Annotated in this window: 11 protein-coding genes; 6 read left to right on the forward strand and 5 right to left on the reverse strand. The window is 63.9% G+C overall.

Translation table 11 applies throughout. The annotated features are described in order from the left end of the window. Positions 1 to 109 precede the first annotated feature (109 nt). The 4 genes from ABC969_RS08980 to ABC969_RS08995 form a co-directional block, all read right to left on the reverse strand. Complete coding sequence (locus ABC969_RS08980; RefSeq protein WP_345864354.1) at positions 110 to 472, reverse strand: LysR family transcriptional regulator; 363 nt, start codon at positions 470 to 472, stop codon at positions 110 to 112. A gap of 421 nt (positions 473 to 893) precedes the next feature. Continuing rightward, positions 894 to 3,965, reverse strand: coding sequence for an efflux RND transporter permease subunit (locus ABC969_RS08985; RefSeq protein WP_345864355.1), 3,072 nt, complete (start codon positions 3,963 to 3,965; stop codon positions 894 to 896). Next, the gene (locus tag ABC969_RS08990; protein WP_345864356.1) at positions 3,962 to 5,041 is read right to left on the reverse strand and encodes an efflux RND transporter periplasmic adaptor subunit; all 1,080 of its coding nucleotides are present in this window, start codon (positions 5,039 to 5,041) and stop codon (positions 3,962 to 3,964) included. Before ABC969_RS08990 ends, ABC969_RS08985 begins: the two co-directional genes overlap by 4 nt. After that, complete coding sequence (locus ABC969_RS08995) at positions 5,038 to 6,465, reverse strand: efflux transporter outer membrane subunit (RefSeq protein ID WP_345864357.1); 1,428 nt, start codon at positions 6,463 to 6,465, stop codon at positions 5,038 to 5,040. The genes ABC969_RS08990 and ABC969_RS08995 overlap by 4 nt, the downstream gene beginning before the upstream one ends. Before the next feature lie 120 nt (positions 6,466 to 6,585). Here ABC969_RS08995 and ABC969_RS09000 point away from each other — a divergent pair, with 120 nt between their 5' ends. The 6 genes from ABC969_RS09000 to ABC969_RS09025 all read left to right on the forward strand — a co-directional run bounded on the left by ABC969_RS09000 (position 6,586) and on the right by ABC969_RS09025 (position 11,799). Next, positions 6,586 to 7,302, forward strand: coding sequence for a response regulator (locus tag ABC969_RS09000; protein WP_345864358.1), 717 nt, complete (start codon positions 6,586 to 6,588; stop codon positions 7,300 to 7,302). Then, entirely contained in the window at positions 7,299 to 8,354 is a 1,056-nt protein-coding gene (locus ABC969_RS09005) for a HAMP domain-containing sensor histidine kinase (RefSeq protein WP_345864359.1), read from the forward strand. The genes ABC969_RS09000 and ABC969_RS09005 overlap by 4 nt, the downstream gene beginning before the upstream one ends. Before the next feature lie 827 nt (positions 8,355 to 9,181). Then, the gene (locus tag ABC969_RS09010) at positions 9,182 to 10,474 is read left to right on the forward strand and encodes a M16 family metallopeptidase (RefSeq protein ID WP_345864623.1); all 1,293 of its coding nucleotides are present in this window, start codon (positions 9,182 to 9,184) and stop codon (positions 10,472 to 10,474) included. Positions 10,475 to 10,498: 24 nt separating this feature from the next. Further along, entirely contained in the window at positions 10,499 to 10,819 is a 321-nt protein-coding gene (locus tag ABC969_RS09015) for a hypothetical protein (protein ID WP_345864360.1), read from the forward strand. Between the two features lie 542 nt (positions 10,820 to 11,361). Beyond that, on the forward strand, positions 11,362 to 11,562 hold the full coding sequence (locus tag ABC969_RS09020; RefSeq protein WP_345864361.1) for a hypothetical protein: 201 nt from the start codon (positions 11,362 to 11,364) through the stop codon (positions 11,560 to 11,562). 114 nt (positions 11,563 to 11,676) lie between these two features. Beyond that, positions 11,677 to 11,799, forward strand: a complete 123-nt coding sequence (locus ABC969_RS09025; RefSeq protein WP_345864362.1) for a hypothetical protein — start codon at positions 11,677 to 11,679, stop codon at positions 11,797 to 11,799. A gap of 5 nt (positions 11,800 to 11,804) precedes the next feature. On the opposite strand, the gene ABC969_RS09030 is transcribed toward ABC969_RS09025, so the two are convergent. Next, positions 11,805 to 12,152 carry a response regulator gene (locus ABC969_RS09030; protein ID WP_345864363.1) on the reverse strand — a complete coding sequence of 116 codons (348 nt, stop codon included), beginning with the start codon at positions 12,150 to 12,152 and terminating at the stop codon, positions 11,805 to 11,807. Positions 12,153 to 12,171 lie beyond the last annotated feature (19 nt).

Raw genomic sequence — 12,171 nt, forward strand, 5'->3', positions numbered from 1 at the left:
AGTTTCGACGGGAACGCTGAGTGCAAGGCTTGCCTCGCCACTGTCGAGGAGGTCGACGACTTCGTCCTTACCGAAAATGCCGCGGACCCGCACCTCGAGACGAGGCGCCTCAATTGCTAGTCGTGCCAACAGGGGGGGGCAGAAGGACGAACGCAGCGTAATCGGTCATCGCGATCGTGACGATGTGATCGGCCAACGCCGGATCGAAGCCATCGTCTTGCAGGACCGATCGCATGAGGTGGAGCGAAGACGATATCGGGCCTGCGAGATCGTCGGCCCGCGGTGTCGGCTGCATCCCCGTCGGCGACCGTACGAACAATTCGTCGTCGAACACCTCGCGCAGGCGGGTAAGCGCACCGCTAATAGCGGACTGGCTCAGACCGATGCGCTGGCCAGCACGTGTGACGTGGTGCTCCGCGTACAGGGCATCGAACGCCTTCAACAAGTTTAGGTCGAAGCCCGCTACATCCATCGGACAGCCATAGAAGAATGAGGGCAGCCGGGAAAGCGATCGAGGGATACTATTAGCTCCGCCCTTCCTGAGAAAATGGCCTGCTGGGGGCGGAGGTCCGCCCCCTTTGCTGCGTTTGCAACGATATGAACGAACGGCCGAAATTGGGCGGCCGCGAATAGCTCACGAAAGTCCACAAATGGGTCCTCGCGACGCCAAGGCCATCGGCGGGTGTCGACCAGACCCGGTCGTTCAATTCCCCGACGTTAATGTCCGGTCCTGACAGAAGCTGCCGGCAGACGGATCGAAGAGAACGACCTGCACCGGCAGTGGCAGCCATTCTGGGACTATTACTGAACGTTTTCGGACGCGCCAAAGGCGGCTTCGGGAGGGCGAGGAGCGGGGCTGATCGAGGATATCAGCCAGCGTTGCCTCTTTATACTCACAGGGTAACCCGCTTACCAAAGCGTTGGGCACGGCTACGCAACCAATGCTCAAAATCGTCGACATAGGTGAAGATCACCGGCACCACGAGCACGCTCAGCACGGTCGAGGTGACGAGCCCCCCGATCACCACCACCGCCATCGGCTGGCGGAAGCTGGGATCGGCACCGAAGCCGAGCGCGGTCGGCGCCATGCCGGCCGCCATCGCGATCGTCGTCATGATGATCGGGCGGACGCGCTTATGGCAGGCATCGATCAGCGCGTCGTAGCGCGACATGCCATGATCGCGCCGCGCCATGATGGCATATTCGACCAGCAGGATCGAATTCTTGGTGACCACGCCCATCAGCATGAGCAGCCCGATGACCGACGGCATCGAAAAGCTCATGTTACAGATCAGCAAGGCGAACAGCGCGCCGCCGAGCGACAGCGGCAGCGCCGACAGGATCGTCGCGGGTTGCAAGAAATCATGGAACAGCAGCACCAGCACCGCCCAGATGCAGAAGATGCCGATCCCCATCGCCAGCCCAAAGCTGCCAAGCATCTCGGAGGTGCGCTGCAACTCGCCTTGTTCGACAAGGCTCACGCCGGCGGGAAGGTTCTTCAGCGACGGCAACAGCTTCGCCTCCGCCATCACTTCGCTGAGCGGACGACCGTTGAGCTCGACCGAGAGCGTCACATTGCGGTGGCGGTCGAGCCGGTCGATCTGCGAGGGGCTGCTGCCGAAGCCGATCTCGGCGATCGAGCCAAGCGCCACTTGGCCATTGGCGCCGTTGACGCGCAATTGGCCGAAGGCTTGCGGATCGGTCCGCATGGCCGGGTCCATGCGGACGACGATATCGACTTGCCGGTCGGACAGGTTGAGCTTGGGCAGCGCGGCGGAATAGTCGCCCGAGGTGGCGATGCGGACGGTGTCGCCAATGTCCTGGCTGGTCACGCCGAGCGCAGCGGAACGGGCGTAATCAGGCCGCAGCTGGATTTCGGGACGCTGCTGTGCCGCGCTGGAGGTGACGTTTCCTATGCCGGAAACATCGCTGCGCAGCTCGGCCTCGACGATGCCGGCGGTGCGTTCCAGCAAGTCCCCATCGTCGCCGCCGAGCACGATCTGCAGCACTTCGCCATTGCCCGATCCGCCGACGCTGACGCGTGTTCCCGGCAACACCTTTAGTGCCGCGCGCATGGTTGCCTCGACGCCCGCCTGCTTGTCGTGCCGGTCGCCGCGATCGACCAGATCGACGGTCAGCGTCGCGCTGCCGACGGCGGCGGTCGAGGACGAATCGGGACCGCCGCCACTGGTGGCGGTGCCGACCGAGGCGAAGACATGCGTCACCGCCGGAATCTTCTGCAGGATCGCGCTCGCCTGGCGCGTGATCGCCGCGGTTTCCTTGAGCGTGCTGCCAGGCGGCAGTTCGAGTGACACGCTCGACTGCGCATTGTCTTGCGCCGGAATGAAGCCCGAGGGCAGCAGCGGGATCATCGAACAGGAAACGGCAAGGAACACCGCCGCGAGGATCACGGTGATCCGCCGTCGCTTGAGCGAGGTCTTAATCGCGCGCAGATAGCGCTTCATGACCGTGCCGTCTCTTTCCTCTTTCGTGCCCGGACGTAGGAAATAGGCCGCCATCATCGGCGTCAGTAGCCTCGCGACGAGCAGCGAGAACAGCACCGCGACCGATGCCGTCACTCCGAATTCGCGGAAGATCTTGCCCGGAATCCCACCCATGAAAGCGGTCGGCAGGAACACGGCGACCAGGGTGAAGCTGGTGGCGACGACCGCCAGACCGATTTCGGCCGCGGCGTCGGTCGCCGCCTGGACCGGCCCTTTGCGCATGCGCATGTGGCGCTCGATATTCTCGACCTCGACAATCGCGTCGTCGACGAGGATACCGATCACCAGCGCGATCGACAACAGCGAGACCATGTTGAGCGTGAAGCCGAACAGGTACATCACGCCGAAGGTCGGGATGATCGACAGTGGCAGCGCGGTCGCCGAGATCAGAGTCGCGCGCCAGTCGCGCAGGAACAGCCACACCACCAGCACCGCGAGCAGCGCGCCTTCGATCAGCAGATGCATCGAGCCTTCGTAATTGTCGATGATGGGCGTGACGGTGTTGCTCGCCTCGACGATCTCGACCTCGGGATGTTGGGCGGAGAAGCTCTTCACCGCCGCACGCACCTTTGCGGCAATCGCCGCGTCACCGAAGCCGAGAGAGCGGGTGACGGTGAAGCCGACCACCGGCTTGCCGTCGCGATAGGCAAGCGTGCTGCGTTCGGCGTGCCCGTCGTCGATCTTCGCGATCTGGCCGAGCGTTATGCGATGGCCGGTGCTCGTGGGGATGCTGATCGCGGCGAGTTCGTCCGGATCGTGCACCGCCGCCAGCGTGCGCAGCGACTGGCGCTGGGTGCCGATGTCGCCGCGCCCGCCCGACTGATCGGTCTGCATCGCCTTGAGCTTGGCGCTGACGTCGGCCGTGGCGACGCCGAGACCCGCCATCGCGGCGGGATCGAGATCGACGTTGACCGCGCGCGAGACTCCGCCGACACGCGCGACGCTGGCCACGCCCTGCACCGCCTGCAGCGCCTTGGTCACGTCGTTGTCGACGAACCAGGACAGCGTTTGCTCGTCCATGTTCCTGGCCTGGAGGATGTAGGTCAGCATCGACGAGCCGTTGGCGGTCTGCTTCGACACGGTGGGGGTCTGCAGCGCCGAGGGCAGATCCTGCTTCGCGCCATCAACCGCGTTGCGCACCTCCTGCACCGCCTCGTTGCCATCCTTGTCGATGGTGAAGGAGACCGCGATACTGACCGTGCCCTCGGTAATCGTCGTGGTGACGTGATCGAGCTTGCGCAGCGAGGTCAGCCTGTCCTCGATCTTGCGCGCGACTTCGGTTTCGAGCTGTTCGGGCGCCGCACCTTCCAGCGAGGCGGTGATGGTGACAGTCGGCAAGTCCATGTCGGGAAAATTCTGGACTTGCAGGCCGGTGAAGCCGACGATCCCGAAGATCGTGAGCATGATGAACAACAAGACGGCCGGCACCGGATGCCGGATCGACAGCGCGGAAATGTTCACTTGGCGGCACTCACCACGCGGACCGAGACGCCGTCGCTGAGGAACGCGCCGCCCGAGGCGACGACCTGCGCATCGGTCGCGATGCCGCTCACCTCGGTGCGTCCGTCGCGCCGCTGACCGGTGGTCACGGCTGTTTCTTTGACCTTGTTGTTCTTGCCCAGAAGATAGACGGAGGATTTGCCGTTGCGCAGCACGACCGCCCCGTCGGGCACGGTCAGCACCGGCCCCGAGCCGACGTCGATCACGCCGCTGCCATACATGCCCGCGCGCGCCGGCGAATTCGCGGCGAGCCGAACATAGACGATCCCGCGGCTGGTGGTGCTGGTGAGGGTGGGCGAGACGAGGCGGACGATGCCGGTCACCTTTTGGCCATCGGGCAAGGTTACCTGCGCGCTCTGGCCGGCGCGCACCGCCCCGATCTGCCGCGCGTCGAGTTCGGCCTGCCATTCGATGATGCCCTGGCGAACCAGGCGGAACAGCTCGTCGCCGGCATTGACGACCTTGCCGAGCAAGGCGGTACGCGACGACACCACGCCATCGTCGGCCGCGCGCACATTGGCCTGTCCGAGTTGCACATCGGCAGCGCGGACTTGCGCGCGTGCCGCCGCGAGCGATGCTTGCGAGGTCTGCTGCGTGACGCGGTAGCCCTGGATTTGCTGCGCCGACAAAGCGCCGCTGTCGCCGATCTGCCGCGCGCGCGCGACATCGCTGTCGGCCTTGTCGAGATTGGCCTGCGCCTCGGCCACTGCGGCTTGCAGGCGGGCGCGATCGGCGAGCAGCGTTTCGCGCGCGAGTGTCGCCAGCACCTGCCCCTTGCGCACGCGGCCGCCGACATCGGCGTTCAAGGATGCGATGCGATAGGGGCCGGTCTCGGCGCTGATCACGACTTCCTGCCACGGCTGCAAATTGCCGTTCGCGCCCAGCAGGCGCGGCCACGAAAGCTGCTGCGGGCGGACCACCGTCACGGTCAGGCTCGCCGGCGTATCCTTGGTCGCGGCGGCGTCCTTGCTGCCGCTGCAGCCGGTCAGCACCAGCGCGCAAGCGACCAGCGCCGCATGGGATGAAAAGCGCATCATTTCAGGATTCCAATCGAGATGACGCCGGCTTCCCAGCCGCCGCCCAGTGCCTTGTAGAGCGCGATCAACGCGCGCACCTGCGTCTGCCGCAGGTCGACCAACGTCCGCTGCGCCTCGAGCGCGTTGCGCCGCGCGCTTTCGCGCTCGATCATGCTGACCGAGCCGACTTGGCGCTGTCGGTCGATCGCGGCGAAACTGGCGGCATAGCCTCGTGCCGAGCGCGCGAGGTCGGCGTCGCGCGCGCGCGTCGACTGTAGTCGGACCAGCGCCTGTTCGACCTCGAGAATGCCGGCGCGGACGCTCTCGCGATAGGTCGCGAACTGGAGTTTGTAGGCGGCGCGTGCACTGCGCACGCCAGCGCGCGCCTTGCCGCCATCGAGGATCGGCAAGCTGACCGATGGCCCGAACGACCATTGCGTCAGTCCGCCGCCGGCGGAGATCGATCCCGAGAGCGACAGGCTGGGATATAGATCGGCGGTCGCAGCGCCGATCTCGGCGCTCGACGCGGCGAGCTCGCGCTCGCTCGCCGCGATGTCGGGGCGCTGGCGCACCAGATCGGCGGGCAGTGTGGCGACGTTCAGTATCGTCGGCATCGGCAAATGGCCCGTGCCGGGCGCTAGCGTCGCGCGCAGCTTGGCTTCGGGCGATCCGGTGAGCGAGGTCAGGCTCTTCACCAGCAGATCGCACTGCGCGCGTTGGTCGGTGTAGCTCGCGCGAACGGTGGCGGCGCTGGCATCGGTGAGCTCGGCATCGGCGGGCGACGTGAAGCCCGCGCGCTCCGTGATGCGAGTCAGCCGAGCGGTCTCGTTCTGCGATTTCGCTTGCTGATCGTAGAGATCGGCGAGTTGCTCGCAGCCGCGATACTGCACATAATGATCCGCCACTTCTGCGGCGAGTGCGATACGAGCATTGGCCAGATCGTCGCCGCGCGCCTCGATCCGCGCGCGGGCGGCCTCGCTGTTACGGCGGATCTTGCCGAACAGATCCAACGTCCAACTGGCGTCGGCGCTCGGCTGGAAACCGCCTGACGAGAATTGCACGCTTTGCGTGCCGGAGCTGCTCCGCTGGCCGCTTTCGGTATAGGATGCGCCGACGTTCGCCGTCGGGGCGCCCTGCGCGCGATTGGTGTCCAGCGTCGCGCGCGCCTGCAGGATGCGGGCGACGGCCTGGTCGAGCGTCGGGCTGGACGCCTCGGCCTGATCCTGCAACGTCAGCATGACGGGATCGTCGAACCGCCGCCACCAGCCGCCGAGCGCGCTCACGGTTGCGCCGTGCGGCACAGGGGCCACCCACGCGGCTGGCATGCCAACCTGCGGACGTCGGTAATCCGGGCCGACGGTACAGCCCGCCAGCACCGCCGTAGCGAGCAGCGCCGGCCAGCAAAGAGAGCGGAAGTTGCGGGAGGCGGAGGGCGGGCTGGTCATGATTCCTGCCGCTTAGCCCAGTCGCATGTCTGGTTGTTCGCGCCTCGTGTAAAGTTAGGAAAATGGTGTGTTCAGGTATGTAAAGGTGCACCTACGATGCGCTCGTGTGGGTGCATGACGATGAAAAACAAAAAGGCTTTGCTCGAACGAATGCCCGAAATCCTGCTGATCGACGACGATCGCGAACTGACCGCGATGCTGACCGAATTTCTCGCCGGGGAAGGCCTGGGTGCGTTTGCCGTGCATGACGGGCAGACCGGCGAGACCGAAGCGCTTTCGGGCAAATACGATTTGGTGGTCCTCGACGTGATGCTGCCGCGCTTGTCGGGTATCGAGGTATTGCGCCGCATCCGCCGCGCGAGCGACGTGCCGGTACTGCTGCTGACGGCACGCGGCGACGATATCGATCGCATTTCTGGACTCGATCTGGGCGCCGACGATTATGTCCCCAAACCCTGTTCCGCCGGCGAACTCGTGGCGCGGATGCGCGCAATCCTACGCCGCGTCTCCAGCAATCGCGACAACTACCCGGGCGATCCGATCGTGGCCGGCCCGCTGACCTTGATGCCGGGCAAGCGCCGCGCGGAATGGCATGGCGCCGTGCTCGATCTGACGGGCACCGAGTTCAGCCTGCTCGAGGAGCTGGCGCGTAATGCCGGGCATATCGTCGGCAAGCAGCAATTGTCGCTGAACGCGCTCGGCCGCGCGCTCACTGCTTATGATCGCAGCATCGACGTGCACATCAGCAGCATCCGCCAGAAGCTCGGGCCTCGCAGCGATGGCCAGCCCTGGATCCTCGGCATTCGGGGCCAAGGCTACCAATTGGCGTGCGAATGATGCCGCGTTTTGCGCCGCGGCGCCCTGGCCGACTGTTCTGGAAGTTGTTCATTGCCTTCCTGCTGGCGAGCGGCACGTCGTTCCTGATCGGCGCCAGCTTGTTCGCGTTCGCTCGACCGGATGTGGCCGAGCGTGCGATGTTCGACGCGCTTCCGTTTAACCGCACAATGCCGCTGCTGATCGGAACCGTCGTCAGCCTGATTTTCAGCGCCGGGCTTGCCTGGTATCTGGCGCGCCCGATCACGCATCTCAGCCGCGGCTTTCGTGCCATCGCAGCAGGACATCTGGCGACGCGCGTTAATCCGCTGGTCGGCACTCGTCGGGACGAAATAGCCGATCTCACGCGTGAGTTCGATGGCATGGCCGCGCAGCTTCAGCAGGTGTTGGCGGCGCAGGAACGGCTGTTCCATGACGTGTCGCACGAGTTGCGCTCCCCGCTGACGCGTTTGCAGATGGCGATCGGTTTGCTGCGCCAGTCTCCGGACAAGGTTCCCGACATGCTCTTGCGTATCGAGCGCGAAGCGGACCGGCTCAACCGACTGATCGAGGAATTGCTCACGCTGGCACGACTTAAATCCAGTGCGGCCGAATTCCCCGTCAGTCCGGTCGACCTGATGGATCTGCTTAGCGCGATCGTCGACGACGCCAATTTTGAAGGCCAGGCGAAAGGGTGCGTAATACGGTATGCGCCGGTCGCGCCGTTCGTAACGATCGGCAATGGGGATCTGCTGTACCGCGCCATCGAGAACGTCATCCGCAACGCCGTCAAATTCTCACCGGTGAACGCGTACGTGGATATTGCCGCCGAGGTCAGCGATCGCCAGGCAGTGGTGCGTATCAGCGATCACGGAAGCGGCGTTCCCACCGAAATGCTGGCGGACATCTTCGAGCCGTTCAAGCGGGTCGATGCCGATGGCATTGACATTGCCGGCTTTGGTCTAGGGCTGGCGATCGCCAAATATGCCGTCGAGCGGCATGGCGGATCTATTCAGGCTATACCCGCCGCGACAGGCGGACTGATGGTGGAGATCGCCTTGCCGCGCCGAGTGTAAGCGCAACGATAAACTTCCCGGGTTAGGAGTGCCTCCAATTTGGCCAAACGCTTGGCTCGTCAGGATTTGCACGCCGGCACGTCGATCCTCGCCAGGACCGCGCGAACTGCAGTTAGACTGCGAGCACTTCCCGAAACCTGCAGGTCGCCTATCGGCCTTTCCTGCTCTTTTAGTGCCGTTCAATGGCCAAAATCGTGAATGTCGGCTTCCGGCTGAGGCTGCCATTCGACCCTGGCTGCAGGAATGGCCGAAAAGTCCCAATTGTCGCCTTTCCGGCGGCGTCACGAGCGATGACGCACAGATGAGGGAACGTCGGAAGTTGAGGCGGATAGGCGCCGTGAATGGCGGGGATTGGGTCGACGCGCCACCTTACCGACCTGCAACGACGTTGGCGTGCCGCGCAAACTATCTTCACCGCGCGTGTTCAGTCAGGTCGCCTTTCGATTGCGTGGAACTGACATGGGCATGGACACACCAAATAGTGTGGTCAGAGTAGGAGCAAGGCTGCGCATCGGAAACCTTAAACTAGCCACCTTATCGCCGTAAACATCGCTCATCCTCGGACCCACGTTCGTAACCGAGGGCAACTTTAACAGATGCTGCAAAATTCTTGGCGTTCACTGCGCCCGACCCTCCTGGCCATGAGCGCTCTCATGCCCTCCGCCCACGCAAACGAGACAAAAACCGCCGATAAGGCGGCGTCGCAAGCGCATGAGGCGTCAATACCGCATGGCAACTGGCGGGCCGTGGTGGCGGGGCGGCTCGAGAACGGTATGCGGTTCGCGATCCTGCCGCGCACCGGCAACGAGCCCGGGCTAGGTTTGCTGATGCGCAACGAGGGCGGGTTCATTGCCGAGCGGCGGCCGGGCGAGCGCGGGCTGGCACATTTGATCGAGCATCTGTTTCTGGTCAGCCCGACGACCCGCGCGCCGGACGAACTGCGGCATTTCATCCGGATTGGCCTGCCGCTGACCTTTCCGGCGCCCTCGGCCGGCACGACCTCCTGGCGCGAGACGAACTACTTCCTGTCGACGCGAACCACGAAGGCGGCCGATCTCGGAACGCTGCTAGACCTGTTCCGCGAGGCTGCTACGGACCTGACCTTCCGGGCTGACGCGGTCGACGATCAGCGGGCGGACGTGATGCGCGAAATGGCCGGGCGGAAGCCCGGCAACGACATTTATGCCAGTTACATCGCGGCGGTTGCGCCGCGGTCGCCAAACGACATGATCGATGCGCAGAATTCCGACGATGTGCCGACCGCGAGCGTCGAGACCATTCGTGGCCTCTATCGTCGGCTGTATCGGCCGGAAAAGATGATGATCGTCGTCGTGGGGAACGTCGATGTCACCCAGGTGAAGATGCTTATTGAACAGCGGTTTGGTAACTGGCGGGGCGAAGCGGCGACTGCCGCATCACCGGCACCCGTTTTCCAAGCCGACCGCATCCAGCCGATCAGCTTTTCGGCGTTGCCACAGGGGCGCAGGACTGCGCTGATCACTGTGGTAACGCCGACCCCGTCGCCGCCCGCCTCACGAGATGAGCAGGCGGCGAGAATGCTGATGGACCTACTGGCGACGCGCGCGGTCAACGATCGCCTAGCGCTCGTGCAACCGGCGGGGCCGACAGGCAAGGTCGGGGTGTTTGTCGAGAATGGCGAGCAGGGCCACCGGCAGATCATGGTGTGGGACAATTTTGCTGGCGATGCGTGGCGGCCGGCGGTTGCCGGATTGCGGAAAATGACCTGCGATCTCGCGACGATCGGTTTCTCCGACCAGGAATGGAGCGCGGCCAAGCAGGGGGTAATCCAGGAGCTCGAACAGCGCGCAAGCGGCATGGCCGCAGTCCCCAATGTCGATCTGGCCAAGGACCTGTCGCATGCGCTTGCCGCGGGAGAAGACTTGATCCCGCCTGATGAGTTGCTGCGCCGTGCCCGAATTTGGCTGCCATCTGTCGATACGCGCGGTGGTAACCGCTGGTGGCGGCGGCAGTGGCACGCTGGGCGTGAGCATATTCGCGTCGAATTGCCGGAACTTGCCCAGATCAAGGACCCTGCAGCCGCGATACGTCTTGCCGCCGACGCTGCCGTCCAAGACGGCGGCTGCAAGATTCGCTGGTGATCGCCGATTTGGAGGGGAAAACGGATGATTGCTGCCCTGGTCGCCGCCTTGGCCGTTGCGGGTGATCCTGCCCCCATCCTTGCGGGTATCGAGGGATTCGATTTGGCAAATGTGACGGTCCGCGAGGCAAGCTGTGCGGATCGTGGCCAATCGGACGACGTCGTCGTGTGCGCGCCAAAAAATATGCAGATCTGGGTTGCCGATAGCAGCGGGTTCGAGGCGATACCCTTGCGCGCCAGCTTCACGGGACCGCTCAACACGGAAACGGTTGTGCACGTGATCCAACATGAGACCCCGGTCGCGACGGTGCCTGCCGCGGCCGTTACGCTGAAATGGCATTTCTAGTGATAACGGCCATTCGCGTTAGCCGAGAGACATCCGATTGGCAGGTGACCAGCATAGTGCCGCTAGTCTCCGCTGCCGTGTTGGTACAGAACGTAAGGCGAGCGCGTCTGCCAGCAGGCGTCGGCGCGATTGGTGCGTTGCCAAGCCGTCGTACGGTCAAGATTAACGAACGTCCGCTTTCGAGAGCTGACCGGGCGGGGCTGAGTGTCCGGCATTGGGTCTTCCGGGCGGCAACGACAGTCGACCACTTGCAGACGATCCCGAGGCCATTCCTAGACGGCAGCTTCTACCAGAAGTGGACGTTTGTCTCCCTCCAAGCCGACCATCGGCAAAGCGCCCTCTTCCTGGCCGTGCTTTGCTCTCTTGCTGAGCCACAATAGCCGTCATTCGCTAACGGGCTGTGGCCGCCGGCCAACTTCGCTTTGACCGGCCGCAATGGGTCGGGTTGTCGCTGGTCAGCCTTAGGCGTTGGCAGTGTCAGAAGCAGATTTCGGTTTATCTCACACCGACCGGAAGCCTCGTCGACGGTGCAGACCCTAGCCATGGCATTGCATGAGCTGGCGACCAATGCGGTCATATATGGCGCGCTCGGGCAGCCGGCAGGGCATCTGGACATCACATGGTCGATGGAGGAATTCGGCGAAGGCCGTAAGCCGTGGCTGCACATCGATTGGCGAGAACGTGGCGTCGAGATGCCACCCGTCGGGTCAGCGCCGCGTACACCGGTCAGGGACGCGAACTGATCGAGAAGGCGCTGCCGCATCAGTTGCGCGCAACGACATCGTACGTCTTCGAGTCCGATGGCGTTCATTGTACGATTTCGATGCCGGTATCGGCGAGCACAAGGGAGACGGCGCATGCCGGAACACAGCCTTGCAGGACGCCATATCCTCGTCGTGGAAGACGAGTACTTGTTGGCCGAGGAGCTACAGCAACAAGCTGCCCACCCCACGAACTGGATCCACGTCAGCGAATTTTGATCTCCCTAGGGCTCATTAGGCAGGCTAAGCGCGTTAAGCAACTGAGGCAACGTGAACGGCTTCGTGCATCGAGGAATGTCTCGATACGACTCCAATATACTCCATTCGTCGTAGCCCGTCGTCAGAACAAACGGGACACCTCTCGCGCGAAGGGCATCCGCGATGCCGTAGGTCATCTCGCCAGCAAGGTTTAGATCCAGCACGGCCGCATCGATACGCCCCTTGGCCGCCACGCACTTCAAGGCGTCTTTGACACTCCCAAATGGGCCGACGACGTGAGCACCTAGCTGGCCAAGCGCGTCGGTCAACTTCTTGGCCAAGAAATACTCGTCCTCGACAATGAGGACATGCAAGTCGCGGATGTCTGCCGAC

Origin of the sequence: Sphingomonas qilianensis (assembly GCF_039614825.1) — a bacterium.
Classification (GTDB): Bacteria; Pseudomonadota; Alphaproteobacteria; order Sphingomonadales; family Sphingomonadaceae; genus Sphingomonas; species Sphingomonas qilianensis.